The sequence below is a fragment of the Sinorhizobium sp. RAC02 genome, assembly GCF_001713395.1.
Lineage (GTDB): Bacteria > Pseudomonadota > Alphaproteobacteria > Rhizobiales > Rhizobiaceae > Shinella.
In genome coordinates, this window is record NZ_CP016450.1 from 2866525 (window position 1) to 2893299 (window position 26775).

At 64.0% G+C, this 26775-nt stretch carries 24 protein-coding genes; 4 read left to right on the forward strand and 20 right to left on the reverse strand.

What is annotated here, in order from left to right; genetic code table 11:
• Nucleotides 1-4 precede the first annotated feature (4 nt).
• The 9 genes from BSY16_RS13780 to trpS all read right to left on the reverse strand — a co-directional run bounded on the left by BSY16_RS13780 (nt 5) and on the right by trpS (nt 7327).
• Nucleotides 5-1057, reverse strand: a complete 1053-nt coding sequence (locus BSY16_RS13780; protein WP_069061544.1) for a PhoH family protein — start codon at nt 1055-1057, stop codon at nt 5-7.
• A gap of 26 nt (nt 1058-1083) precedes the next feature.
• Complete coding sequence (gene miaB, locus BSY16_RS13785; RefSeq protein ID WP_069060185.1) at nt 1084-2472, reverse strand: tRNA (N6-isopentenyl adenosine(37)-C2)-methylthiotransferase MiaB; 1389 nt, start codon at nt 2470-2472, stop codon at nt 1084-1086.
• A gap of 54 nt (nt 2473-2526) precedes the next feature.
• Nucleotides 2527-3315 carry a lyso-ornithine lipid O-acyltransferase gene (gene olsA / locus BSY16_RS13790; protein WP_083242914.1) on the reverse strand — a complete coding sequence of 263 codons (789 nt, stop codon included), beginning with the start codon at nt 3313-3315 and terminating at the stop codon, nt 2527-2529.
• Between the two features lie 40 nt (nt 3316-3355).
• Complete coding sequence (locus tag BSY16_RS13795; protein ID WP_069060186.1) at nt 3356-3781, reverse strand: Fur family transcriptional regulator; 426 nt, start codon at nt 3779-3781, stop codon at nt 3356-3358.
• A 41-nt stretch (nt 3782-3822) separates the two neighbouring features.
• Nucleotides 3823-4317, reverse strand: a complete 495-nt coding sequence (locus tag BSY16_RS13800; RefSeq protein ID WP_069060187.1) for a GNAT family N-acetyltransferase — start codon at nt 4315-4317, stop codon at nt 3823-3825.
• A gap of 4 nt (nt 4318-4321) precedes the next feature.
• Nucleotides 4322-4969, reverse strand: a complete 648-nt coding sequence (gene tsaB, locus BSY16_RS13805; protein WP_069060188.1) for a tRNA (adenosine(37)-N6)-threonylcarbamoyltransferase complex dimerization subunit type 1 TsaB — start codon at nt 4967-4969, stop codon at nt 4322-4324.
• A gap of 30 nt (nt 4970-4999) precedes the next feature.
• Entirely contained in the window at nt 5000-5572 is a 573-nt protein-coding gene (locus tag BSY16_RS13810; protein ID WP_069060189.1) for a NifU family protein, read from the reverse strand.
• 159 nt (nt 5573-5731) lie between these two features.
• Nucleotides 5732-6223 (reverse strand): universal stress protein, encoded by a 492-nt coding sequence (locus BSY16_RS13815; RefSeq protein WP_069060190.1) that lies wholly within the window; start codon nt 6221-6223, stop codon nt 5732-5734.
• A gap of 36 nt (nt 6224-6259) precedes the next feature.
• Nucleotides 6260-7327 carry a tryptophan--tRNA ligase gene (gene trpS / locus BSY16_RS13820; RefSeq protein ID WP_069060191.1) on the reverse strand — a complete coding sequence of 356 codons (1068 nt, stop codon included), beginning with the start codon at nt 7325-7327 and terminating at the stop codon, nt 6260-6262.
• Between the two features lie 289 nt (nt 7328-7616).
• On the opposite strand from trpS, the gene BSY16_RS13825 reads away from it, so the two are divergent.
• The gene (locus BSY16_RS13825) at nt 7617-8093 is read left to right on the forward strand and encodes a YcbK family protein (protein ID WP_069060192.1); all 477 of its coding nucleotides are present in this window, start codon (nt 7617-7619) and stop codon (nt 8091-8093) included.
• A 4-nt stretch (nt 8094-8097) separates the two neighbouring features.
• Here BSY16_RS13825 and murJ read toward each other — a convergent pair whose 3' ends face one another.
• The 3 genes from murJ to mutS form a co-directional block, all read right to left on the reverse strand.
• Complete coding sequence (murJ, locus tag BSY16_RS13830; RefSeq protein ID WP_069060193.1) at nt 8098-9696, reverse strand: murein biosynthesis integral membrane protein MurJ; 1599 nt, start codon at nt 9694-9696, stop codon at nt 8098-8100.
• Complete coding sequence (locus BSY16_RS13835; protein ID WP_286157225.1) at nt 9693-12536, reverse strand: [protein-PII] uridylyltransferase; 2844 nt, start codon at nt 12534-12536, stop codon at nt 9693-9695. Before BSY16_RS13835 ends, murJ begins: the two co-directional genes overlap by 4 nt.
• A 95-nt stretch (nt 12537-12631) precedes the next feature.
• On the reverse strand, nt 12632-15370 hold the full coding sequence (gene mutS / locus BSY16_RS13840) for a DNA mismatch repair protein MutS (RefSeq protein ID WP_069060195.1): 2739 nt from the start codon (nt 15368-15370) through the stop codon (nt 12632-12634).
• A gap of 113 nt (nt 15371-15483) precedes the next feature.
• On the opposite strand from mutS, the gene BSY16_RS13845 reads away from it, so the two are divergent.
• Nucleotides 15484-17766, forward strand: coding sequence for an NADP-dependent malic enzyme (locus BSY16_RS13845; protein ID WP_069060196.1), 2283 nt, complete (start codon nt 15484-15486; stop codon nt 17764-17766).
• Between the two features lie 132 nt (nt 17767-17898).
• On the opposite strand, the gene olsB is transcribed toward BSY16_RS13845, so the two are convergent.
• The 5 genes from olsB to BSY16_RS13870 all read right to left on the reverse strand — a co-directional run bounded on the left by olsB (nt 17899) and on the right by BSY16_RS13870 (nt 23631).
• Nucleotides 17899-18777 carry a l-ornithine N(alpha)-acyltransferase gene (gene olsB / locus BSY16_RS13850; protein WP_069060197.1) on the reverse strand — a complete coding sequence of 293 codons (879 nt, stop codon included), beginning with the start codon at nt 18775-18777 and terminating at the stop codon, nt 17899-17901.
• Nucleotides 18778-18882: 105 nt separating this feature from the next.
• Entirely contained in the window at nt 18883-21168 is a 2286-nt protein-coding gene (locus BSY16_RS13855) for a hybrid sensor histidine kinase/response regulator (protein ID WP_069060198.1), read from the reverse strand.
• 56 nt (nt 21169-21224) lie between these two features.
• Nucleotides 21225-21716, reverse strand: coding sequence for a signal peptidase II (lspA, locus tag BSY16_RS13860; protein WP_069060199.1), 492 nt, complete (start codon nt 21714-21716; stop codon nt 21225-21227).
• Nucleotides 21713-22567 carry a TrmH family RNA methyltransferase gene (locus BSY16_RS13865; RefSeq protein WP_069060200.1) on the reverse strand — a complete coding sequence of 285 codons (855 nt, stop codon included), beginning with the start codon at nt 22565-22567 and terminating at the stop codon, nt 21713-21715. The genes lspA and BSY16_RS13865 overlap by 4 nt, the downstream gene beginning before the upstream one ends.
• A complete protein-coding gene (locus BSY16_RS13870; RefSeq protein WP_150129964.1) occupies nt 22564-23631 on the reverse strand; it encodes a class I SAM-dependent methyltransferase in 1068 nt (355 codons plus the stop codon). The genes BSY16_RS13865 and BSY16_RS13870 overlap by 4 nt, the downstream gene beginning before the upstream one ends.
• A gap of 134 nt (nt 23632-23765) precedes the next feature.
• Between BSY16_RS13870 and BSY16_RS13875 the strand changes: the two genes are divergently transcribed.
• The gene (locus tag BSY16_RS13875; protein WP_069060202.1) at nt 23766-24215 is read left to right on the forward strand and encodes an SRPBCC family protein; all 450 of its coding nucleotides are present in this window, start codon (nt 23766-23768) and stop codon (nt 24213-24215) included.
• Between the two features lies 1 nt (nt 24216).
• Here BSY16_RS13875 and BSY16_RS13880 read toward each other — a convergent pair whose 3' ends face one another.
• Genes BSY16_RS13880 through sppA form a run of 3 tightly spaced genes read right to left on the reverse strand, consistent with a single transcriptional unit; the run spans nt 24217 to nt 25884 of the window.
• Entirely contained in the window at nt 24217-24561 is a 345-nt protein-coding gene (locus tag BSY16_RS13880) for a LapA family protein (protein ID WP_069060203.1), read from the reverse strand.
• A gap of 45 nt (nt 24562-24606) precedes the next feature.
• Nucleotides 24607-24924 (reverse strand): integration host factor subunit beta, encoded by a 318-nt coding sequence (locus BSY16_RS13885; RefSeq protein WP_160858077.1) that lies wholly within the window; start codon nt 24922-24924, stop codon nt 24607-24609.
• 9 nt (nt 24925-24933) lie between these two features.
• Nucleotides 24934-25884, reverse strand: a complete 951-nt coding sequence (sppA, locus tag BSY16_RS13890; RefSeq protein WP_069060204.1) for a signal peptide peptidase SppA — start codon at nt 25882-25884, stop codon at nt 24934-24936.
• Nucleotides 25885-26096: 212 nt separating this feature from the next.
• Here sppA and lptC point away from each other — a divergent pair, with 212 nt between their 5' ends.
• Complete coding sequence (gene lptC, locus BSY16_RS13895; RefSeq protein WP_069060205.1) at nt 26097-26768, forward strand: LPS export ABC transporter periplasmic protein LptC; 672 nt, start codon at nt 26097-26099, stop codon at nt 26766-26768.
• The last annotated feature ends 7 nt before the right edge of the window (nt 26769-26775 follow it).

A 26775-nucleotide genomic window follows, 5' to 3' on the forward strand; every position in this document is an offset into this window, starting at 1 on the left:
CGCCTCAGCGATCGACCTGCTCGCTTTCGTCCTGCACGGCCGTCTGGGCTTCGTAGGCCCGGACGATGCGGGCGACCATCGGATGGCGCACGACGTCGACATCCTTGAAGCGCGCGACGGCGACGCCTTCGACACCCTTGAGGATCTGCAGCGCTTCGACGAGACCCGACTTGACGCCACGCGGCAGGTCGACCTGGCTCGGGTCGCCGGTGACGATCATGCGGCCGTTTTCGCCAAGGCGCGTCAGGAACATCTTCATCTGCATCGAGGTCGTATTCTGCGCCTCGTCGAGGATGACCGCGGCATTGGCGAGCGTCCGGCCACGCATGAAGGCGAGCGGCGCGATTTCGATGACGCCGGCGGCGATGGCGCGTTCCACCTTGTCGCCCGGCATCATGTCGTAGAGCGCGTCATAGAGCGGCCGCAGATAGGGATCGACCTTCTCCTTCATGTCGCCCGGCAGGAAGCCGAGGCGCTCGCCGGCTTCGACGGCCGGACGCGACAGGATGATGCGATCGACGGCGCCACGCTCCAGAAGCTGGGCGGCATGGGCGACAGCAAGATAGGTCTTACCGGTACCGGCCGGGCCGACGCCGAAGACGAGTTCGGACCGCTCCAGCGCGCGGATATAGGTATCCTGCATCGGCGTGCGGGCGACGATGGTCTTCTTGCGGGTGGATATCTGCGACATGGAGAGCTTGGCCTTGCGCTCCATGGTCGGCAGCGAAAGCTGGTCGTCCGCGGCGATCGCCATGCGGATCGCGCCCTCGACGTCTGACAGTTCGATCGAGCCGCCGCTTTGCAGGCGTCCGTAGAGATAGTCGAGTGCACGCCGGGCCTGGTTGGTGGCGACGATTTCACCGGAGATCGAGACGGAATTGCCCCGCGCTCGCGCATCAATGCCGAGGCGCTGTTCGATAAGCTTGAGGTGCTGGTCGAACTGACCGAAAAGCTCGCTTGCGTATCGATTGTTCTCGAAAGTGAGCACGAAGTGATTTGCGTCGGTCTGGGTTTTCGACTGGCGCGGCGATGACGTCATCAGTTCGTGTCCGTTCAAGCGGTCAAGCTCCTTGGGTCCGCCCGTCACCTGATCGCTTCTGCGAAGAGGCTGTTGGGCCCGGCATCGGTGATTCGTACCCTGATAATGTCACCGATTTCCGACGTTTTTGCATCAACATTCACAGGCTGCAGCCAGGGCGAGCGGCCAACGAGCTGTCCCGGCATGCGGCCGGGCTTCTCCAGAAGCAGATCGATCTCCTTGCCAATACAGGTGCGGGCGAATTCGCGCTGCTGGCGAAACAGCAAAGCCTGCAATCTTTCAAGGCGTTCCGACTTCACGGCCTCGTCGACATGGCCGTCCATCTCGGCGCCTGGCGTGCCGGGGCGGATGGAATATTTGAACGAAAATGCCTGTGCATAACCGACCGTCTCGATGAGACGCATCGTGTCCTCGAAGTCCTGATCGGTCTCGCCGGGGAAACCGACGATGAAATCACCTGAGATCGCCAGCTCCGGCTGGATGGCGCGGATGCGTTCGATGAGGGCGATGTATTCTGCCGCAGTGTGCCGACGGTTCATGGCTTTCAGGATGCGGTCCGAGCCCGACTGGACCGGCAGATGCAGGTAAGGCATCAGCGCCGGCAGGTCGCGGTGCGCCTCGACCAAACGGTCGTCCATGTCGCGCGGATGGCTCGTCGTATAGCGGAGCCGCGCGAGCCCTTCGATTTCGGCAAGCCGGTAGAGAAGATCGCCGAGGCCCCATTCGGTGCCGTCCGGGCCGAGGCCATGCCAGGCATTGACGTTCTGACCGAGCAGCGTGATTTCACGCACGCCGCCATCGACAAGGCGTTCAGCCTCGGAGACGATCTGCGAAACAGGGCGGGAAACTTCGGATCCGCGCGTGTAAGGCACCACGCAGAACGTACAGAACTTGTCGCAGCCTTCCTGCACAGTGAGGAAGGCGGTAACGCCGCGGGCGCGGGTCCTGGCCTTTTCCGGTGCCGGCAGGTGCTCGAACTTGTCCTCGATCGCATAATCCGTCTCGACGACGCGTTCACCACCCTTGGCGCGGCGCAGTGCGTCGGGCAGGCGATGATAGGTCTGCGGGCCGATCACCAGATCGACCGCTGGCGCGCGGCGCAGGATTTCCTTGCCTTCCGCCTGGGCAACGCAGCCGGTGACGCCGATCACCATTTCGCGGCCGTCCTTGGCGCGGGCCTTCTTCATGTCGCGCAGGCGGCCGAGTTCGGAATAGACCTTTTCCGCCGCCTTCTCGCGGATATGACAGGTATTGAGGAGAACGAGATCGGCGTCCTCCAGCACGTCCGTCGCCTGATAGCCGTCCTTCGCCAGCGCATCCGTCATGCGCTCGCTGTCATAGACATTCATCTGACAGCCATAGGTCTTCACGAAGACCTTGCGGGTGTTCGGCGTGGCGGTTGCGACGGGCATGGAGAGGGATTGTTCGCTCATGGCCGCTTCCATAGTGGAAAAACCCCGAAAAATGAAGCCCTGTCTGCCGTGGATCTACCGGCCGCGCAGCCGCGCGCCCAGCATGGCGCGAATGCGTGCCTCGACGTCGCGGCTCACCTGCTTGCGATTGCTTGCCCGCGTGTAATCCACGCGCTCGCCGAAATCGACGTCGACATCGACCGCGCCTTCGCGCGCCACGCCGAGAAGATGCGGCAGGAGCTCAATATCACCCGGCCAGGCGGCGATCGGCCGGTGGAACCGTCCCATCGCCATGCCGTGCACGCCGGTATAGGCAATCGACACCGGCTGGATATGCACCACGCCGCCCGGCGCATGCGGCACGGCGGACGCGGCGGCGCCAAACAACGAGGTCTTCATCTCCAGCAACCGGTTGCCGTCCGAGGTCGTCCCTTCCGGGAAGAGCACGACGATTTCGCCATCGGTCAGACGGCGCGCGATCTCGTCCACCTGGTCGCCGGTCTTCTGGCGCTGCTCGCGCTCCACGAAGATCGTCGCCTGCAAGCGGGCAAGCAGGCCGAAGACCGGCCAGCCGCGCACCTCGGCCTTGGCGATGTAAACAACATCGGCCACCGAGCCGAGCACCATGATGTCCTTCCAGGAGGCATGGTTGGCGGCGATCAGCAGCGGGCGGCTGGGTTCCAATGTGCCATGCACGCGCACCTTCAGGCCGAGCACACGGCAGGCGACGCGGTGCCAGAGACGCGGCAGGCGGCGGCGGAATTTCAGGTTGAAGCGCAGGCCGACAAGCTGGATCGGCAGCAGGACCAGCGTCACCGTGACAAGGACGATCAGGGCAATGGCAAGGCGCAGCCAGGTGATCAAAAGATCACCGGCAGGTACTCAAAGGGAGCAAGGGTTTGCCTCACTCGCCCTCCTTGAGGGGGACGCCGTAGAGTTCCAGACGGTGGTCGACGAGCCGAAAACCGTGCTCGCGCGCGATGCGCTCCTGCAGGGCCTCGATCTCCGGCGAATGGAACTCGATGACGTTGCCGGTTTTGAGGTCGATCAGGTGATCGTGGTGCTCGTCCGGCACCGTCTCATAGCGCGAGCGGCCATCGCGAAAATCGTGCCGCTCGATGATGCCGGCATCCTCGAAGAGTTTGACGGTGCGATAGACGGTCGAGATGGAAATGCGCGCATCGACGGCGGACGAACGGCGGTAAAGCTCTTCGACGTCCGGATGATCGGCAGAACCTTCCAGCACGCGCGCAATGATTCGGCGCTGCTCCGTCATGCGCATACCGCGCTCGACACAAAGCTCTTCCAGCGATTTCTCCACTTCCGTCATGCGACCCGCCCTTGTTCGTTCAGCCTCCCAATACAGGGGAACTAGCGAAGATCACGTCGCATGACAAGCGCCGTGGACCGGCGACCATCGGCCGCGGCATAATAGGCCTTGCGCTCGCCCACCTTGAGGAAGCCGAGCTTGGCGTAAAGCCCGCAAGCCGCGACATTGCCGTCGTCGACTTCGAGGAAAATATCTTCCGCGCCGCGCATCTTCGCCTCGCGAATCGCGGCCTGCATCAGCCGCCAGCCGAGGCCGGCGCGCTCGAAGCGAAGATCGACACCGATCGTCAGGATTTCCGCTTCACCGGCCACCGCACGCCCGAGCACGAAGCCGCCGGCAGTACGGCCGAGTACGCCTTCCCGCAGCGCGACGAAGCCGTAGACCGGCTGCTGCGACAGCAGGGAATGGAATTCGCCATCGTTCCACGGCTGGGGAAACCGCGCGCGATGCAGCATCGCGGCAATGCCGGCATCGGCAGTTTCGAGCGGAAAGATATCGAAAGCCGGCTTGCGGGTGAAATAGTCGGTGAGCGCCATCAGATCACGCCCTCCGGATCGCGAATCCCGCCTGCGGCTTGGCATCGGGGCCGCGCAGATAGAGCGGTTTCGGCAAGTGAGCTTGCGGATCGAGGCTTGCACCGAGGCGCGCCACGGTGGCGATGGAGACGCCGTCGCCCGCCTGCGGGGCGCCATCACGCAGCAATGCGGCGGCAGAGCCGGCGAGCACACCATCATGGCCCGCGGCGATGCCGCGCACGTCGTCGAGGGAGCCGATCGCAGCCGGCGATACTTCCGCGCCATCGGCTGCAAAGCGCTGCCAGTAGACCTCATCGCGCTTGGCATCCATCGCGACCATAAGGGGCGTTCCCGTCCGGTGGTCGGCAGCGATCGCCGCAAGCGTCGAGACGCCGACGGCCGGCACACCGAGCGCGAGCGCCAGGCCCCGTGCGGCCGCCACGCCGACACGGATGCCGGTGAAGGAGCCGGGGCCGATGGTGACCGCGATGCGGCCGATGTCCTGCAAGGTCATGCCGGCGGCATCGAGTGCCGCATCGACGAAGTCCATCAGCCGCTCGGCATGGCCGCGGCCGATATCGGCGCCGGCAGCGCCGAGGATGGTGTCCTGATCGGTGTCATAGAGCGCCGCGTAACAGCCCGCGCCTGCCGTATCGATCGCAAGGAGGATCATGACGGAGACCCGAGGTTCGCGGGGCAGGCATTACATGACGGCTTCAACTTCCTGCACTTCCGGTACGAAATGGCGAAGAAGGTTCTGCACGCCGTGCTTCAGCGTCGCCGTCGAAGACGGGCAGCCCGAGCAGGCACCCTTCATGTTGAGATAGACGACGCCATCGCGGAAACCCTTGAAGGTGATGTCGCCGCCATCCTGCGCCACGGCCGGGCGGACGCGGGTGTCGAGCAGTTCCTTGATGGTCGCGACGATCGTCTCGTCGCCTTCGTTGAAGAACTCGCCCTCTTCCGGCTGGTCGCTGCCGGCAAGCGCACCGCTCGCCACGACCGGCTGGCCGGACATGAAATGTTCCATGATGTTGCCGAGGATCGCCGGCTTCATGTGCTGCCAGTCGGCGCTGTCCTTGGTGACCGTGATGAAATCATAACCGAGGAACACGCCGGTGACGCCCGGTACGCCGAACAGGCGCGCAGCCAACGGCGAAGCGGCGCGCGCCTCCGTCTCGTCGCGGAATTCGGCCGTGCCGGTCTCCAGCACGATCTTGCCCGGCAGGAACTTCAGGGTCGCCGGGTTCGGCGTCGCTTCGGTCTGGATGAACATCTTTCTCTCCGTGCGGCACGGCGCTTGCCGGCCGGCCAAGACATTTAGAATAATTCAAAAGAAGATAGGCTTTTCCGCGCCCGTCTTCAAGACCAGTCAGTGCTTCACCTTCGCAATTCGCGGCACGCAAAACTGCTGCGCACGTTTGCTGGAATTGCTTTAGCTCAGCGCGTCCAACTCCTCGTCGCTGAGCTGGTCGGGAATGACGGTGACCGGGATCGGGAAGGCCTGCGCGCGGCTTGCGAGCGACGAGACCAGCGGCCCCGGCCCTTCCTTGGCGGACCCGGCCGCCAGAACGAGGATCGCGATATCGCGGTCCTCCTCGATCAGCCCGTTGATGGCTTCGCTCGCGACACCTTCGCGGATGACCATTTCCGCCTCGATGCCGACCGCTTCGCGCAGCGCCTGCGCCGCCTTGGCGAGCACGGCTTCCGCCTCTTCGCGCGCTTCCGCCCGCATGATCTCCTCGACGCCCAGCCATTGCTGGAAATCGGCGTTGGCGATCACATAGAGCAGCACGACGCCGCCATTGGAATTCTTCGCCCGGCTTCCCGCATAGTGGACGGCGCGCTGGCATTCCGGCGTGTCGTCGATGACCGCCAGAAATTTCCGGCGGTGGCCTTCAAGGCGGGAAAGTCGTCGAGAAACCATACGGCCCCCTTCTCTCAAGGACGTTTCGCGGCGACCTTACTGCACAAAACCGACGATGTCGCGAACTTCCTTCATGGTTTTTTCGGCCCGCGCCCGCGCTCTTTCGCCGCCATCCCGCAGGATCGCGTCGATGTGGGTCGTGTCGTCCATCAGGCGACGCATCTCGTCGGTGATCGGCGACAGCACGGTGACGGCAAGGTCGACCAGCGCCGGCTTGAAGGCGGAGAACTGCTGACCGCCGAACTGGGACAGAATCTCGGCCTTGCTCTTGTCGGAGAGTGCCGCGTAGATGCCGACGAGGTTATCCGCCTCGGGGCGGCCCTTCAGGCCGTCGACCTCACTCGGCAACGCGTCCGGATCGGTCTTCGCCTTGCGGATCTTCTTGGAGATCGTGTCGGCATCGTCGGTGAGGTTGATGCGCGAAAGATCGGACGCATCCGATTTCGACATCTTCTTCGTGCCGTCGCGCAGCGACATGACACGCGGCGCCGGGCCACCGATCAGCGGTTCCACCATCGGGAAATAGGCGTGCACCGGCTCCTCGCCGACAACGATATCAACGCCGGTACCGGCGTTGCGGATGTGGCTGCCGAAGTCGATGTTGAATTTCTGGGCGATGTCGCGGGTCAGCTCGAGGTGCTGCTTCTGGTCGTCGCCGACCGGCACATGGGTGGCGCGGTAGACAAGGATGTCGGCCGCCATCAGGCTCGGATAGGCGAGCAGGCCGAGCGAGACCTGCTCGGCATTCTTGCCGCCGGTCTTGTCCTTGAACTGGGTCATGCGCTCCATCCAGCCGATGCGCGCCACGCAGTTGAAGATCCAGGCAAGCTCGGCATGCTGCGGCACGGCGGACTGGTTGAAAACGATGTGTTTCGTCGGGTCGATGCCCGATGCGATGAACGCCGCCGCAATCGAGCGGATCTGGCCCCGCATGTCCTCGTGCACCAGCTGCGCGGTCAGCGCATGCAGGTCGACGACGCAGTAGATGCAGTCGTTATCGGCCTGAAGGGCGACGAACTTGCGGATCGCACCCAGATAGTTGCCGAGATGGAGGTTGCCGGTCGGTTGGACGCCGGAGAAGACGAGAGGCTTGAATGCGCTCATGACGGTTATCCTTCAGGCGGGTGGAGGGCCTGATCCTGTTGATGAAGCCATTCCAGGGCGGTTTTCCGTCCGGAACTGCACGAAAAAATATGTGGGCGCTTATGCACGGCACAGGGATGTCGATCAAGAGGGCCAGCGCGGCAGGGTCTGCGCGCCGGGGCCTCAACCGGCCTCTCATCAGCATCTCCTCATAAATGACACTTTCAGGGCCTCTGTTCCCGGCGGGGAAAGGGGCAGTCGGATTTTGATCGGCCGCGTTTCGACGCGGTGTCGCAAACCGGAGTGTGCCATGCGCAACAATTGCTCGACCCTGCTTGCCTGTGTGATCGCACTGACATCGATTTTCGCGGCCGAAGCCACGGCTGGCGGCAATCACAAACATGTCGCCAAAAGCGAAAAAGACGGCGTCGCGAAAGTCTACACCGTCCAGACGACGCGCGTGCGGCACCGATGTTTTCCGGGCAAACTGCGCGTCATCCTCTCCCACATTGCGCGCCAGGTCGGGCGCCGCCCGCTTGTCACATCCGGCCACCGTTCGGGTGGCCGGCGCGGATCGTTGCACCGAAAATGCCTTGCCGCCGATATCCGGGTGCCGGGCATTTCCGTGAAGCGGATCATTGCCGCCGCACGGTCCGCGCCGTCGATCGGCGGCATCGGCACCTATTGCAACGGCATCGTCCATGTCGATGTCGGGCCGAAACGGCGCTGGCACCATTGCGGTGGGCTCGCCCGGCTTGGACGGCGCACGGCGCTTGCCGCGCGCTGAGAGCTTATTCCGACGGCTCGTCCGTGGGTGCAGCCGCAGGCTTCGGCTTGCGCTTGATGTTGCGGCGGATCATGCCAAGGTTTGCGCCGCCGATGAGAAAAGCGACGGAGAAATAGACGACCATGGCAAGGCCGATGAGCAGGCCGAGCGCCAGAAGCTGCTCGTAGAGCGGCGATGCAGGCGCAAGTCGATCGGCGAGATAGTCGGAGGCATAGTCGAGCGCCACGGCCATGACAACAGTCGCGATCAGCAGCCGTGCGACACGCCAGAGCAGCGCCTTCTCCAGTGGCCAATGGCCACGGCGCACCAGGGTTACGAAAAGCAGGATTGCCGTCAGCCAACCGGACACGGCTTCCGCCGTGGCAATGCCGCGCTCGTAGAACAACGGGAAGAGCGACACCGCGAGCACACAGTTGATGACGACAGACATGAGCGTGATGCGCATCGGCGTCTTGGTGTCCTCGCGGGCGAAGAAACCGGGGTTCAGTGCCTTGATCATCACGAAGCCCGGCAGGCCAAGACCGTAGATGGCGAGCGTGCCCGCCACGATCGAGGTGGTTTCCGGACTGAAGGCACCGCGCTCGTAGAGCACGCGCACGATCTCGTCGGAAATCACCCACAGCGCGCCGGCGGCCGGCAAAGTCAGGAAGAGCACGAATTCCAGCGAGCGGTTCTGCAGGTTGCCGGCTTCCCGCTCCTGCCCGCCCTTCAGCGCCCGCGCCAGCTCCGGCAGCAGCACGACCCCGACGGCGATGCCAACGACGCCGAGCGGCAACTGGTAGACGCGGTCGGCATATTGCAGCACGGAGATCGCGCCGTCCTTGGTGGAGGCAATCATCTGGCCGATGATCTGGTTGATCTGGGTGATCCCGCCGGTGACGGCTGCAGGAAAAGCCAGCCACAGCAGGCGCTTGACGTTCGGCGTGATGCGCGGGCGTCGAAAGCCGATCTTCATGCCTGCATGGCGCACGCCGGCATAGAGCACCGCCATCTGCAACAGGCCGGCAACGAGCACGCCCCAGGAAAGATACCACGCTGTCTCAAGCGGCGAGGCGCCCTGCCAGAGCCCATAACCGAGTGCTGCGATCAGCACGACATTCAGGAAGACAGGCGCAATCGCAGCCGCAAAATAGTGGTGCAGCGAGTTCAGCATGCCCGACAGCATCGCCGTCAGCGACATGCACATCAGGTAGGGGAACATGACGACGGCGAGCTTGACCGTTACGTCGAACTTTTCCGCGTCGCCCACGAAGCCCGGCGCGATGACCCAGGCCACAAGGAGCGGCATCAATAGCTCCATCGCGATGGTCAGCAACAGAAGCACGCTGAAGAGGACGCCGAAAACCTCTTCGGAGAAACGCTTGGCGCCATCGATGCCGCCGGCCTCGATCTCCTTGGCGAAAAGCGGTACGAAGGCGGCGTTAAAGGCGCCCTCGGCAAACAGGCGGCGGAAGAGGTTGGGGAAACGGAACGCCGCGTAGAAAGCGTCGGCCATCGGCCCGGTGCCGAGTGCCGCCGCCATCAGCGTTTCGCGCGCAAAACCGAGCACGCGGCTGCCGAGCGTCGCGCCGCCGACGGTCGCGAATTTCTTGACCAGACTCATTGTTGTGCCTTGACCCTTCTCGGCGCAGGGGCGGCCGGCGCGATCATGCCCGGCGGCATGCGGTCGCGCACTTCATCCGCCTCGTCCGCCATCACGGCCTTCAACCGGGCGATGATGTTGGTGTGCCTGTTGTCATTGGTGACCTTCTGGCCGACGAGATCGGTGACGTAGAACGTATCGATGACCTTTTCGCCGAAGGTGGTGATATGCGCCGAGGCAATATCGAGCGACAGATCCGACAGCACGGCCGTCACCTCGGACAGCAGGCCGGGCCGGTCGAGGCATTCGATCTCGATGACCGTGAACTTGTTCGACAAGGTATTCGAGATGGTAACGGCCGGCGGCACGGTGAAGGTGCGGTTGCGCTTGCGGCTCCTTGTGCGGGTCGCAATCACCTCCGGCAGGCGCTTGCGGCCGGACAGCACGTCCTCGATCATCCGGCCGATCGTGGCGGCGCGACGCGTCTCGTCGGCATCGTTGGGGAACTCGCGGTTGACCAGGATCGTGTCGAGCGCCCGCCCGTCGGAAGTCGTGAAGATCTGCGCGTCGACGATGTTGGCGCCCGCTGCCGCACAGGCTCCGGCAATTACCGTCAAGAGACGCGGATGGTCGGGCGACAGCACCGTGATTTCGGTGATGGCGTGGAAGGAATGCGTGCGCACCATGGTGGCGAGCGGCTTGCCGGCCTTGTCCGCCTCGCGGATGAACGCGGCATGGCGCACCTGATCCTCCAGCGACACCGTCAGCAGGTAGGGATCGTAGTGCAGCTTGGTGCAGGCCTTGCGGTCCTTCTGGCTCCAGTCGGCCGGAAGCGCATTGGACAGGACTTCGCGCGCCGCCTGGGCACGCTCCTTGCGTGACAGTTCGGAAAAACCACCGGAAATCAGCAGCTCGGTTTCGTAGTAGAGCGTGCGCAGCAGCTGGCCCTTCCAGCCGTTCCACACGCCGGGGCCGACCGCGCGGATATCGCAGACCGTCAGCACCAGGAGCATCTTCAACCGCTCCATCGACTGCACCTTTTCGGCGAAGTCGACGATGGTCTTGCGGTCGTTGAGGTCACGCGTCTGGGCGACCATCGACATGGTGAGGTGTTCCTCGATCAGCCAGACGACCAGCTCCGTCTGCTTCGGCGAAAGGCCGAAGCGTGGGCAGAGTTTGCGCGCGACCTTGGCGCCCGCCTCGGAATGGTCCTCCGGCCGGCCCTTGGCGATGTCGTGCAACAGGACCGCGACATAAAGCGATATGCGGTCCTCGATGCCAGGCATCACCTGATAGCTCAGCGGATGCGCTTCCTTCTCGCGGCCCTGGTCGATGTTCGCCAACACGCCAACGGCACGGATCAGATGCTCGTCGACCGTATAGTGGTGATACATGTTGAACTGCATCATCGCGACGATCTTGCCGAATTCCGGGATGAACTTGCCGAGCACGCCGGCCTCGTTCATGCGACGCAGAATGAGCGCCGGGTCGCGCGGCGAGGTCAGGATCGACAGGAAGAGGCGGTTTGCCTCCTCGTTTTCGCGCAGTCCCCCGTTGATGAGTTTCAGCGAACGCGTCACCTGTTTCAGCGCATCGGGATGGAACTCCAGCCCGTTGATGTCGGCGATATGGAACAGCCGGATGAGATTGACCGGATCGCGCTTGAAGACGTCAGGATCGGCAATCGTGATGCGGCCGCGGTCTTCGAGGAAATCCAGCGTACCGGCGATTTTCCGCGTGCGGCGGGTAAAGCGGCTGATGGCGGCCGAAATGCCGGGAGCTTCCTTCGCCTGCTGGTCCTCCAGCGTGGCGCAGAAGATGCGCGTCAGGTCGCCGATGTCCTTCGCAACGAGGAAATAGTGCTTCATGAAGCGTTCGACGGCGGAGAGACCCGGATGCGGCTGGTAGCCAAGGCATTCGGCGATCTCGCGCTGGATGTCGAAGGACAGCCGCTCCTCTGCCTTGCCCGTCAGGAAATGCATGTGGCAGCGCACCGCCCAGAGAAAATCGTCCGCCTTCTGGAAGAGCTTGTATTCCTGCCGCGACAGCACGCCGAGCTTCACCAGCTCGGCCGGATCGCGGATGTGATAGAAGTACTTGGCGATCCAGAACAGCGTGTGCAGATCGCGAAGCCCGCCCTTGCCTTCCTTGACGTTCGGCTCGACGAGATAACGCGTGTCGCCGGCCTTGCGGTGGCGCTCGTCGCGCTCTGCGAGTTTCGCCGCGATGAATTCCGGGCCGGTATTGCGCACGATCTCGCGGTCGAAGCGAACGGCCAGTTCCTCGAACAGCGCCACCGAACCGCAGATATAGCGGGCTTCGAGGATCGCAGTGCGGATCGTCATGTCGCCCTTGGAGAGCTGGATGCACTCTTCCAGATTGCGCGTAGCGTGGCCGACCTTGAAGCCGAGATCCCACAGGATATAGAGCATGAACTCGATGGCCGGTTCGCTCCAGGCGGCGGGTTTTGCCGGCAACAGGAACAGCAGATCGATATCCGAGCCCGGCGCCAGCGTGCCGCGGCCATAGCCACCGACTGCCGTGACGGTGATGCGGCTGGCAGGCGAGGCCTGGCCGGCGCTAAAGACATGGTTCAAGGCAAAATCGTGCAGGACGGCGATCAACTGGTCCTGCAGCCAGGAAATGCGGGCGGCGCATTGCAGGCCGCTGCCATCGGCAAAGAGCAGTTCGCGCGCCCGTTCGCGCCCGGCCGCATTGACCTTCTTGAATTCGGCCAGAAGTGCGCTGCGCATGCGGTCGCGGTAATCGGCATTTGTGCTGGCGATGAATTCACATCTGGCGCGCAACGCCGGCACGTCGAGAAGGCCGGAATCGGCCGGTGCCAAAAGCTTATGTTCCATCGGATGCCGGCCTGCGTCCCGCTTGTCTTCCACCGCCCGTTCGGTTCGCATGCGCTATAGACCCTTTCAGCGCCGGAAAACAGCCATCCTAGGCGCTAGCGATTGCCAAGTTCTTTCTTCAGCGCGTAAAGCGCATCAAGCGCCTCGCGCGGCGTCATGTCGTCCGGGTTGATATCCTTGACCAGTGCCTCGACCTTGGAGGGTGCAGAATCCCGTCTGGCCTCCTCGCGACGCACCGCAACCTGGAACAGCGGCAGATCATCGATGAGCTGGCTTGCCGGATTCTTGCGGTCCGCATCCTCCAGCTTGGCCAGCACGTCTTTTGCACGCGCCACCACGGAGGCCGGCAGACCCGCAAGCCGCGCGACCTGGATGCCGTAGGACCGGTCCGCGGCACCCGGCCCGACCTCGTGCAGGAAGATCACGTCGCCGTCCCACTCCTTGACGCGCATTGTGGCGTTGGAAAGGCGCGCGAGTTTTTCGGACAGCACCGTCAACTCGTGGAAATGCGTGGCGAAAAGCCCGCGGCAGCGATTGGCCTCGTGCAGGTGCTCGACAGCGGCCCAGGCGATGGACAGGCCGTCGAAAGTTGCGGTGCCGCGGCCGATTTCGTCGAGGATGACGAGCGAACGGTCGGTCGCCTGGTTGAGGATCGCCGCCGTCTCGACCATCTCGACCATGAAGGTCGAGCGACCACGGGCCAGATCGTCCGAGGCGCCAACGCGCGAAAACAGCCGGTCGACGATGCCGATATGGGCGCTTTCGGCCGGGACGTAAGACCCCATCTGGGCAAGGATGGCAATAAGGGCGTTCTGGCGCAGGAAGGTCGACTTACCCCCCATGTTCGGACCGGTGAGCAACCAGATCGCGCCGTGCCCCTTGCCGTCCGCAGGCGAGAGGTCGCAGGAATTCGCGACGAAAGCGGCACCCTGCTGGCGGCGCAATGCCTGTTCGACGACGGGATGCCGTCCGCCGACGATGGCGAACATGGTGGAATGATCGACGATCGGCCGGCAATAGGCCTGCTCCTCGGCCAGTGCCGCAAGCCCGACGGACACATCGATGACAGCAAGTGCGCGGGCCGCCGCCTTGATGGGCTCGGCTTCGGCCACGACCGCTTCGACAAGGCCGTCGAAGGCTTTCAATTCGATGGCGAGCGCCCGGTCGGCAGCGTTGGCGATCTTCGTTTCCAGTTCGGAGAGCACGGTCGTCGTGAACCGCATGGCGCCAGCCATGGTCTGGCGGTGGATGAAGCGCGCCTTCGCCTCGTCACCATCGGTCAGTGCCGAAGCGTTGCCGGCGGAAACCTCGATGAAATAGCCGAGCACATTGTTGTGTTTGATCTTCAGCGACTTGACGCCCGTCTCCTCGGCATATTGCAGCTGGAGGCCGGCGATGACCCGGCGCGACTGGTCGCGCAGCGCCCGCATCTCGTCGAGTTCGCCATCCGCGCCTTCGCGGATGAAACCGCCGTCGCGCTTGAGAAGCGGCAGTTCGTCGGCGAGCATGAACGCGAGCCGATGCGAAAGGTCGATCGGCAGCGCGGCAACGGCCTTGCGGGCGGCGGAAAGCTCGCCATCAAGATCTTCTACGGCCATCAGCTGCGCGATTTCCGCAGAGGTGGAAAGGCCCTGAAAGATCGCGCCGATATCCCGCGGGCCGCCGCGGCCGAGCGCGATGCGGGAAAGGGCGCGCGGCATGTCCGGAAGCCGCTTCAGAGCCCGTCGCAAGTCCTCGCAGAAGGAAGCACGGTCGGCGAGAGCCGAAATCGAATCGAGGCGCGCATTGATCGCGTCCGGATCGGTGAGCGGCGACATCAAGCGCTCGGCCAGAAGCCGCGCACCGCCGCTCGTCACGGTGCGGTCTATGGCTTTCAAAAGCGTGCCGCTGCGCTCGCCGGAGAGCGTGCGCACCAGTTCGAGATTGGCGCGCGTGGCGGGATCGATGAACAGCGTGGAGGCCGAGCTTTCACGCTCGGGCCGGCCAAGCGGCGGGCGCTCGGCGATCTGCGTCTTTTCCACATAGGCGACGGCAGCGGACGCCGCCGCCAGCTCGGCGCGTGAGAACGTGCCGAAACCGTCCAGCGTGGAAACGCCGAAATAGCGCGCGATGCGGCCTTCCGCCGTCGCGCTGTCGAACAGCACCGCCGGCTGCGGCACCGCCACACGACCGACGACATCCAGCACCGGGCGGAATTCCGGGTCATGGAACAGCGTGTCCGGCACGATCAGTTCGCGCGGGTCGATGCGCAGGATATCGGCGAGCAACTGGCCCTGCGCGGTTTCCGACAGGCGGAAAATGCCGGTCGAGATGTCGATCCAGGCAAGCGCCATCGCCGGCTCGCCGCCGCCGCGGATGCGAACGACGGCCATCAGGTAATTGGCGTCGGACGGCGAGAGCAGCTTTTCTTCCGTCAGCGTGCCGGGCGTCACCAGGCGCACAACGTCGCGGCGCACCACGGATTTCGAACCGCGTTTCTTCGCCTCCGCCGGATCCTCGACCTGCTCGCAGACGGCGACGCGGAAGCCGAGCGCGATCAGCCTTTGCAGATAGTCGTCGGCCGCATGGACGGGCACGCCGCACATCGGGATATCGAGACCCATATGCTGGCCGCGCTTCGTCAAGGTGATGCCGAGCGCACGCGACGTCTCCACGGCGTCCTGGAAGAACAGCTCGTAGAAATCGCCCATCCGGTAGAACAGCACGCTGTCGGGATTGTTCGCCTTGATCTCGATATATTGTTCCATCATCGGCGTCGCCGATGCGCGGCTTTCGTCGCTGGCAAGCTCGGCTGTCGACAGGATATCGTTCTGGCGGGCGATCTGATCGTTCACGGACTGACTGTTCTTCCCAAAAAAGAGGTGTCACCCTAGCCATGCAGCGATATAGAAAACAACAGCTGTGAGTAGCTATGGGTCTATCGCCCACAGGAGTGTAAGGGGGGAACATGCCGGGTACCGACAAAACCGATCGCCAAAGGGCAACCGTCACGGACAAGGAAGCGCTGGATTTCCACTCGTCCGGCCGTCCCGGCAAGCTGGAAATCACGCCGACCAAGCCGATGGCGACGCAGCGCGACTTGTCGCTTGCCTATTCGCCGGGCGTCGCCGTGCCGGTGAAGGCCATCGCCGAAGACCCCTCGACTGCCTATGACTACACGACGCGCGGCAACATGGTCGCCGTCATCTCGAACGGCACCGCCATCCTCGGCCTCGGCAATCTCGGCGCACTCGCTTCCAAGCCCGTGATGGAAGGTAAGTCGGTCCTCTTCAAGCGCTTCGCCGACGTCGATTCGATCGACCTCGAGGTCGACACCGAAAATGTCGACGAGTTCATCAACTGCGTGCGCTATCTCGGTCCGTCCTTCGGCGGCATCAATCTCGAGGACATCAAGGCACCCGACTGTTTCATCATCGAGCAGCGCCTGCGCGAACTGATGGACATCCCTGTCTTCCACGACGACCAGCACGGCACCGCGATCATCGCCGCCGCCGGCCTGATCAACGCCCTGGCGCTGACCGGCCGCGACTTCAAGACGACCAAGCTCGTCTGCAATGGTGCAGGTGCAGCCGCCATCGCCTGCATCGAGCTCATCAAATCGATGGGCTTTGCGCCGGAAAACGTCATCCTCTGCGACACCAAGGGCGTCATCTACCAGGGCCGCGAAGACGGCATGAACCAGTGGAAATCGGCCCATGCGGTGAAAACCGACCGCCGCACGCTCACCGAAGCCATGGAGGGCGCGGATGTTGTCTTCGGCCTCTCCGCCAAGGGCGCTTTCTCGGAAGAGATGATCCGCTCCATGGCGCCGCGGCCGATCATCTTCGCCATGGCCAATCCCGACCCGGAAATCACACCGGAAGAGGTTGCCCGCATCCGTGACGACGCGATCGTCGCGACCGGCCGTTCGGACTATCCGAACCAGGTCAACAACGTGCTCGGCTTCCCCTACATCTTCCGCGGCGCGCTCGACGTGCGCGCGTACACCATCAACGACGCGATGAAGATCGCGGCAGCCGAAGCGCTCGCCAATCTCGCCAAGGAGGATGTGCCGGACGACGTCGCCGCGGCCTACCAGGGCGTGCGCCCGCGTTTCGGCGCGCAATACATCATCCCCGTGCCGTTCGATCCGCGGCTGATTTCGGCGATCCCGGTCGCCGTGGCCAAGGCGGCGATGGAGACGGGTGTCGCGCGCAAGGACATCCCGGACCTTGACGCCTATGCCCGCGATCTGAAGGCACGGCGCGACCCGATTGCCTCGACGCTGCAGCAGATTTATGCCCGCGTTCGCCGTCACCCGAAGCGGGTCGTCTTCGCCGAGGGCGAGGAAGAGCAGATGATGCGCGCCGCCGTGTCCTATGCCAACCAGCAGCTCGGCACCGCGATCCTCGTCGGCCGCGACGACCGCATGCGCGAAGTGGCCGATCGTGCCGGCATCGATCTCGACCGGCCCGGCATCGAGCTGCTCAACGCCCGCATCTCGACGCGCAACGATGCCTATATCGACTATCTCTACGCTCGCATCCAGCGCAAGGGTTACCTCTACCGCGATGCCCAGCGCCTGATCCACAACGACCGCAACCACTTTGCGGCCTGCATGGTGGCGCTCGGCGATGCGGATGCGATGGTGACGGGTCTGACCCGCAACTATTCCACCGCGCTGGAAGACGTGCGCCGCTGCATCGACGCCAAGCCCGGTCACCGCGTCATCGGCGCGTCGCTGGCGCTTTGCCGCGGTCGCACGGTCCTGGTTGCCGATACGGCCGTGCACGACATGCCGTCGTCGGAAGAGCTGGCCGACATTGCGGAAGAAGCAGCCGGCCTTGCCCGCCGCCTTGGCTACGACCCGCGTGTGGCGATGCTTGCCTACTCGACCTTCGGCCATCCGTCCGGGGAACGCTCGGAACGGGTGCGGGAAGCGGTGAAGATCCTCGACCGTCGCCGCGTCGATTTCGAATATGACGGCGAGATGGCGGCCGATGTGGCGCTCAACCCGCGCATCATGGAGCAGTACCCGTTCTGCCGCCTTTCCGGCCCCGGCAACGTCCTCGTCATGCCGGCGTTCCACTCGGCCTCGATCGCAACCAAGATGCTGCAGGAACTCGGTGGCGCGATGGTCATCGGCCCGATGCTCGTCGGCCTCGACAAATCCGTGCAGATCGTCTCGATGGGGGCGAAGGACGCCGATATCGTCAACATGGCGGCGCTTGCCGCCTACAACGCCGGCTGACGGCACGATAAAAAGCCGCCCGCCCCGGGATCGGGGCGGGCGGCAAATCAAACTATGCTGACCTTCATCGAATATGCTTGTAGCGGCATGCAATTCCGAACGGAAAACCGCGTCGCAGTCTCCCGGCATTGCTTAGCTGGCGAAACGCCCGGCGTCCGCGCCGTAATAGTTGAGATAGCGGCCGGAAATCTTGCCGATCGGCAGCACGATCAGCACGTCCGTCGTGTTGAAGCCGTGATCGACGACGGCGCCGTTGCCAACTGTCGCACCCAGACGCAGATAGCCCTTGATCAGCGGCGGCATGGCGGAGAGCGCCTTGCGCGCGTCGATGCCCTCCGACGGCATCAGGTCCATGGTGCGGAAAAGCTCCGGGCGGGCCGAGACGGTCCATTCGTCCTTAGCCAGCACATTGTGATGCAGGAAGGACAGAGCCAGCGCATGCTCCTCCGGCACCGTTCCGTGGAAGGAGGCGCAGCCGAACATCACGTCGATGCCGTGCTTCAGGGAATAGGCCCAGTTGCCCTGCCAGAGCAGTTCCACCGTGCGCTTGGTGCGGTAGGCCGGCAGCACGCAGGAGCGGCCAAGCTCCATGAAGCGCTTTTCCGGATGGCGCGCGATCAGCGCATCGACGTCGAATTCGGATTGGGAATAGAAGCCACCGGACACCGCAGCGACATCCTGGCGCAGCAGGCGATAGGTGCCGACGATCTGCTCCTCGGCGTCGCCCTCGATCGAGGTGTCGAGCACGAGCAGGTGATCGCAGACCATATCCCAGGCGTCGATGTCGCGCTTGCGGCGCACCGCGTCGGGCGAGAGTTTTGCGTTCATTTCTTCGGCGAAGACGCGGTAGCGCACGGCCTGGGCGGCGTCGATTTCCGTCACCGAGCGGGCGATGCGCGTCTCGAGATTGCCGATGCGGCCGAGCACGGCCGTTCCCGAGCGGCCCGCGACCGCAACCGTCTTCTGGGCGATCTCCACAGGAGCGATGGTCTGGGCGAGGTCGAGCGTCATGGCAGTGTATCCGTCCAACGAAACTTCATGGTTTTAACCACGATTCTGCAACAGGACAATGACGCAAGTCTGGCCGCGCCAGCGAAAAGCTGGCTCGGCCGGAGATCAGGCCGTGGCACGCCGGGTCAGACGGGCGATTTCCGCAATCAGATGAACGGGATCCGCCGGTTTTGAGAGCACCGCATCGGCGCCGATCGCCAGCAGTTCCTCGCTCAGTCCCTGCCGGCTGTCGGCGGTCAGCACCACGACCGGCAGGCGGGCATTGCCATAGTCGTGCTGCACGATGCGCGCGATCATCTCCTTGCCGTCGCCGCCCGGCATACCTAGGTCGGTGACGAGAAGGTCGGCGGCGAACGGGCCGGCATCCGTGGCGCCGGCAAGCGCGGAAACGAGCGCCGGATAGTCCGGCACATGGCGCACGATATGACCCGCGCGCTCCAGCACCGAACGCACCAGCATGGCGTTCACCGGGTCATCCTCCGCAAGCAGGATGCGGGCACCCGTGGTCGCGGCCGGTGTGGGTTCCGGGGCTATCTCCGGCAATTCCGTCAGGATCGGGCGGTTGTCGTTGATCGCATCGCGCACCTCGATGCCCTTCATGCGGCCACGCAAGACCTCGACCAGCGAGCGCTCGCGCAACGGCCGGATGAGCCAGGAATCGTAACCCTCGCCATTGCCGATCGCCCGGCCGCTGCGTTCTTCCGGATTGACGAGATAGATGCGGCGCGCGCGGCTGTCGCGCAGATAGCCGAGATCGGCAAGCTCACGACGGAAGGCACCGGCGAGGCGGTTGTCGACGATGATGTCGGTCAGTTCGGCTCCGCGGCCGGCCAGTTCCTGGACGAGGTCAAGCGCCTCGTCGATGGACGTGGCCAGATGGCAGGCACCGCCGAGCGCATCGATGGTGCGCACCAGCGCCTTCGATGCCGGGCCGGCCGGCGCCAGCACGAAGACCAGGCTGCCCTTCAGCACGCCCTTGCGCGCGCCGGCTGCCCCCGCCGTCTTGCGCCGATCAGCCGGCATGCGGATGGTGAAGGTGCTGCCCTTGCCGGGCGTGCTTTCCAGCGTCAACGCGCCACCGGCCTCATTGAGGATACGGGCGGAAATGGCAAGGCCAAGGCCGGTGCCACCGCTCCTTTGCGAGGCGCTTCCCGTCTGCTCGAACTCCTGGAAGATGCGCGCCTGCTCCTCGGCATTCATGCCGGGGCCGGTATCCGTGACGCGGATGACGACGGCGCCGCGATCGAGCGTGGTTTCCAGCGACACACCACCCGTATGGGTGAATTTCACGGCATTGCCGACGACGTTGTAGAGCACCTGGCGCAGGCGCGGCGCATCGTAAAGCAGCAGGCCCGGTACCTCGGGTGCCACGAAGGAGCCGATCTCGATGCCCTTTTCATGGGCGCGGTGCGAGAGCATTTCGACGACGCTTTCCAGCAGCGGCCGAACCGGCTCTTCCGATGGACGAAGCTGGAAGCGGCCCGCCTCGATGGTCGAGAAATCGAGCAAGTCGTCGACGAGTTGCACGAGCGCATGGCCAGACTGGCGGATGCCGGCTAAATAGTTCTTCTGCTCGGCGGTCAGCCGCGTCTGGCCGATGAGGTGCGACATGCCGAGAATGCCGGAGAGCGGTGTGCGGATTTCGTGGCTGACGGTGGCGAGCAAGCGGGACTTGGCAGCACTCGCCTCCTCCGCGCGCTGGCGGGCGCGCTCACGCTCGCCTTCGGCCCGGCGCTCCTCGGTCACGTCGCGGGCGATGGAATGCACCACGAGGTCACCCGAGGCAGGATCACGCACCGTGACGTCATGCCAGGAATAGATGCGCTTGCCGGCCGGACCGTTCACGTCGACATCATAGCGGTGCGCCATGGCCTGCGAGCGGAAGGCAAGACCGAGCGCCTCGCAGGTCTTGCCTTCGACAGCGGCCGTGCCGGTCAGCTCGCCCAGCACGGCATTGGCGCGCAGGATGCGGCCATCGAGTGTGCGCATGACGACGATATCGCCGAGCACGTCATGGATGGCGGAGAGGATTTCGGAGGTTTCGCTGCGTTCCCAGGACCGGTCATGGGCCGCTTCGACGGCGGCCACCGGACGGCGCGACCAGAAAAGGAAGGCGGCACCCGCGATACCGGCAAGACCGAGGCCGATCGCCGCGATATAGAACCCGGTCGCCATGCCGGTTGCCAGCACAAGCGCGCCGCAGAGCAGGCCGACCCCGGCAATCACGCTGCGGATCATCGCGTGGCTTTCCGGCTCGGGCCGGGGCGCGGCACCCTCCGCATCGATATCGTGGATATCGTGTGCGGCGTCAAAACGGTCGCCCGCGGAACGCTGCGGCGCTTCGGCAAATTCGGCCTTGAGCCGATTCTGTAGCTTGACGGGTTCGCTCATGACGATCCGCTTAACACACGGACCGTTCAAATCGGCTTCAGCAAGTCGTTAAAAATTTAACGTTTCGCACGACGCAAGAGCAGAAACTCATCGAGGATGACGAGGCCAGCGCCGATGGTGATGAACGTGTCGGCGAGGTTGAACACCGCGAAGGACCAGGTCTCCGTGTAGAACAGGATATAGTCGATGACGTAGCCGAACAGCGCCCGGTCGATGAGATTGCCAAAGGCTCCGGCGATGATGAAGGCATAGCCGGCATGGGCAAAACCCCGCGCCTTGGGTGTCTGCCGCCAGAGCCAGACGACGAAGCCGACGACGAAGAGGCGCAGCGTCACGATGAACCAGCCCTCCATGCCCGACAGCATGGAAAAGGCGACGCCGTAATTGTAGGTGCGGTAGAGCGCCAGCATGGGCATGACATGCACCGCTTCCTGGAAGGGAAGCCACATTTCGACGGCGAATTTCACCGCCTGATCGAGCAGCAGCGCCAGCAGGATGACGACAATGACCGGCACCGGCCGTGACATGAGCGGAATGCGTTCGTTCATGCGCGCTCGTCCAGCGTCAGCAGGTGGCGGCGCGCCTCGAACAGCATGATGCCGGTGGCAATCGCAAGGTTCAACGAATCCGCCCGGCCCGTCTGCGGGATGCGGGCAAGCGCATCCGCCTCGCGGGCGAGCTCCTCCGGCAGGCCGGACTGCTCATTGCCCATCAAGAGCACGACGGGTTTTTTCTTGTAGTCGATGGTGCGGTAGTCGACGGCGCCGGCCAGATGGGTCGCGACGACCTGAACGCTCGCCGTCTTCTTCCAGCCAAGGAAGTCGCCGACGCTCGTTTTCACCAGCGGCACGGCGAAGACCGAGCCCATGGTGGCGCGCACGGTTTCCATCGAGAACGGATCGGTGCTCTCTCCAACGAGGATGACGCCACTGGCGCCCGCTGCATCCGCGGTGCGGATGATCGTGCCGAGATTGCCGGGGTCGCGCACGCGGTCGAGGGCGATATAAGTTTCGCCGGTCTTCGGCTTGATATCCCGAAGGCTTGTCCAGCGCTGCGTGAAAATGCCGACGACCATCTGCGGATTGTCGCGCCGGGTGATCGAGGACAGCACCTTCTCGCTGACTTCCAGCACCAGACCGCCACGCGCCACCGTCTTGGTGGCGACCTGCACGACCTGCGGCTTGTCCTTGACGTTCTTGGCATAGACGAGCGTCTTGATCTCGAAGCCGAGTTCCAGCGCGTCGATGACAAGCTTCAGGCCTTCGGCCATGAAACTTTTCGTCTCGTCGCGGTCCTTCTTGTTGGCAAGCGCCTTGATGTCCTTGATGATCGGGTTTGCGAGGCTCGTCACCTCCTTCACCTGACCGACGCGGCGCGTTCCGTGATGTTCCTGGCTCATGCGCTGATCCATCGGCTGAAAAGGGAGGTGGAGAGCGCGCGGCCGGTGTCCTTGCCGTCCTTGCCGCTCTCGCGGATGACGAGTTCGCCCGATTCCACCGTGCCGCCGGCGCCGCGCATCGTTTCGCGCATCAGTTCGTGGATGGAATAGAAGCTCGCGCGGATCGAATAGGCCGTTAGCACGAGGCCGATGGCCTTCGGTGACAGGATTTCGCGGCAGATATCGAGCATCAGCGGCAGGTGCTCGAAGAGATGCCAGACCTCGCCGTTCGGGCCGCGGCCGAACTTCGGCGGGTCCGTCAGGATGATGTCGTATGTGCTGCCCCGGCGCTCCTCGCGCTGGATGAATTTCATCGCGTCTTCGCAGATCCAGCGGATCGGCAGCTTTTCCATGCGGCCGAGCGCCTGGTTTTCGCGCGCCCAGCCAATCGCCTTCCGGGAGGCATCGACATGGGTGACTTCCGCACCCGCTGCAGCGGCGATGAGCGAGGCGACGCCGGTATAGCCGAAAAGGTTCAGCACCTTGACCGGCCGACCAGCCGTCTCGACCTTCTCCTTCATCCAGCTCCAGTGGGCGAGCTGTTCCGGGAAGACACCGACATGGCGGAAGGCGGTGAAGCGGCCGTGGAAATCGACGCCGAGCAGCTGCATCGGCCAGGTCTCACCGAGCATCGTCTTGGGGAACTTCCAGCGCCCCATGCCGTCTTCGTCCGTATCGCCGGTGAAGAGGGCGTCTGCCTTGTCCCAGATGCCGTCGGCGAGGCTGCGCTGCCAGAGCGCCTGTGCTTCCGGCCGCACGATGCGGTAGGGGCCGTATTGTTCGAGCTTTTCGCCGGCACCACTGTCGATGAGACGATACTGGTCGGAGCCCGCAGTCTCCAGGATGACAGGCAAGCGCTCGGCCGGCTTTTCGCCTTCGCGACGCATCAACGGGCGGGCGGGTAGCTCGGGCGCCGGGCGCGGCTCCTTCTTGGGCGCCGGCGTCTTTGCGGCCGGGGTCCTTTGGGCTTGCGCCCGAACGGGAGCGGCGGAGCCGACCTTCGGCCGGCGGTGTCTGTCCTTCACGATCGATCATCCGTCGTCGGTTGAATACTTGGCCGGCAGCGCCGGGAAACGAGCGGTCCCCTTACCATTCCTCCCCCTCTTGGCAAAGCGCTTTCCGATTGCGACAATCGGCGTTGTTCCAGGGAGGACCGATCATGGACATGTCCGGCGAAGAACGCATTGCCGCCCCACGCGACGCCGTCTGGGCGGCGCTCAACGATCCGGACATCCTGAAGGCCTGTATTCCGGGCTGTCAGGCGCTCACCATGAAATCGCCGACCGAGCTGGAGGCGACCGTGAAGATCAAGATCGGCCCGGTCTCGGCGACCTTCAGCGGCGAAGTGACGCTTTCCAACCTCAACCCGCCGCTCGGCTACACGATCTCCGGCGAAGGCAAGGGCGGCATTGCCGGTTTTGCCAAGGGCGGCGCCGACGTGCGCCTCACCGAAGACGGCGACGGCACGATCCTCGCCTATGACGTCAAGGCGCAGATCGGCGGCAAGCTCGCCCAGCTCGGATCGCGGTTGATCGATTCGTCATCGAAGAAACTTGCAGCACAGTTCTTCGCCGATCTCGGCGCGAAACTGAACGGCGGAGCGGCCTAGCTTATTTTGCCGAGGCCGGAATGACCGCCTGCGAGGCGATCGTCTCGGCGCGCGTGCGGTGCTTTTCCGCCTCGCTGTGCCATTTTACCGCCTCGTGCGCCTCGATGCGGGCACGCTTGCGGTATTTGCCCTGGGTAAACCAGGTGATGAGCGCGCCGAGCACGAGGCCGAAGATCACCGCCAGGAACAGATAGACGAAGAACGGCGCGGTGACGGAGAGCATGCTGTCCTCGGGCCGGAACGGATTGAGCGCCAGCGTCACCGACTGGCGGTTCGCCACCGACAGCACGATCAGCACGATGGCGATCGGGATGAGGACGAGGATGTTGACGACTCTCTTGATCATGGCATCACCTGCTTGGCGCGAGGCGCCGATCAGGCGCCCCGGGTTTTAGTCGTCCTGGTCCGCTTGACCAGGATTGAGCCGCTCGCGCAACTCCTTGCCGGTCTTGAAGAACGGAACCCACTTCTCCTCGACGAAGACCGCATCGCCCGTGCGCGGGTTGCGGCCCGAGCGAGACGGCCGGTTCTTCACGGAGAAGGCGCCGAAGCCACGCAGCTCGACCCGGTTTCCGCCCGCGAGCGCATCCGTGATTTCGTCGAGCACCGCGTTGACGATATTCTCGACGTCGCGGTGGTAGAGGTGGGGATTGCGCGCGGCGACAATCTGAACCAATTCCGACTTGATCACTGTGTCCCCCTCAAAAATTCTTGTTTTTCAATCACGAGCAACCTGCCAAACCGAGACCAGACCGTCAAGAAACAACTTTTGGCCGGCTAGTTTTTCGATCGTCGGTTGAAGATCGAGCGGCAGGCCGAGAATGGAGCGTGCAAGATCGGCCACATTGCTTCCCAGGAAGGAGAAGCTTGAGCGATTCGGGGCCGTATAGTCGATGAACGGCAAGTCGGCCGCCACCTTGCGCTCGTCGAGATAGGCGCGGATTTCCTCCGGTCCGCCGAGCCGGTCGACGAGCTTGGCGGCTAGCGCCTGGCGGCCGGTGAAGATGCTGCCGTCGGCAAGCCGCAGAACCTCGTCGCGCGCCAGTTTGCGGCGCTCGACGACGAGATCGACGAACCAGTCATAGCTGTCCATCACCATGGCGCGGATCATCGACTTCGCCTCCTCGCTTGCCGGATGGAACGGCGAGGGCTCGGCTTTCAGCGGCGCGGATTTGATTTCCTCGAGGGAGACCCCGATCTTGTCCATCAGTTCCTTCATCTGCGGGTACTGGAAGAGCACGCCGATCGAGCCGGTGATCGAGCTTTCGCCCGCGACGATCGTGTCGCCGGCCGTCGCGATCATGTAGCCGGCGGACGCGGCCAGCGTGCGCACATCCGAGACGACGGGCTTCTTTTCCGCCACCTTGCGCAGCGCCTTGAAGATCACCTCGCCGCCATAGGTCGTGCCGCCGGGCGAGGAAATCGTCACGACGAGCGCCTTCGCCCGGTCGTTGCGGGCAATGCGGTCGAGGCGCTCCAGCAACTCGGTATCGTCCTGGATGATGCCGGAAATGCTGACCCGCGCGATATGATCGCGTGCGCCACTGCCCGGCCAGCGCCAGGCGGCCGCGGCAAAGACGGCGATGAGCGCGATCAGGATGGCGACGACCCGCCAGAAGGTGAGCTTGCGGCGCAGGTGCCGGCGGTCGGCGATGGCGGAGTGATCCATTCCCAGTCCTCGATGCTAAAGGCCGCCCATCTCATGAGGTGGCTTGCCGAAGGCCCTATCGATATGGCATTCCAGACGCAAATGGCAATTCGTCGCTGAACATTCTTGGACAGGCATTGTTTGTTCATGAATAATCGCCATATGGGTCCCGTTATCCGAGGCGGCCCGCCGTTTCGCAGCGAAGGCCGTACCGCGAGATTTTAGCAGGCAAAATGCTGGACACCGTGACAGAAGCACCGATGACCGGTGCACAGGGCATAGGCGTATCCGCCGAGGCTTACCGCCTCGCGACGCGGCATTCCTCCCGCGTGCGCGTCTTAAAGGTCGCCCTGCCGGTCATCGCCATCATCATCGGCGTCATCTTCGTCATCGTTTCGATCGTGCGCACCTATGTGCCCGATAACCTGCAGGTGGAAAGCGCCTCCATCGAAGACGGCAAGATCGTCATGCGCAACCCGGCGATTTCCGGCCGCAACAAAGACGGCATCAGCTATTCCATGAAGGCGGAGCGGGCGCTGCAGGACATCAAGCAGCCGGATGTGCTCACGCTGGAAAATATCAGGGCGAAGGTACCGGTCAACGAAAGCACGATCGCCGAGGTGATCGCCGCGACCGGCGTCTATGATCGCGGCAAGAACCTGCTCGACATGATCGCCCCCTTCACCATCAACCTCAATACCGGCCTCGAAGCCGCCTTCCGCTCGGCCCATCTCGATATCGACGGCGGCAACATGTCGACGGAGGAGCCCGTTTCCATCCGTTCGCGCGAAGCATCCATTGTTGCGCAGTCGCTGCGAATGACAGATAAAGGCAGGGTCGTCGTCTTCGAAGGCAAGGTCGTCGTCGACGTCGATCCCGCCGCCATCCGCAACCGAGAAAAGTAAGAGCGCC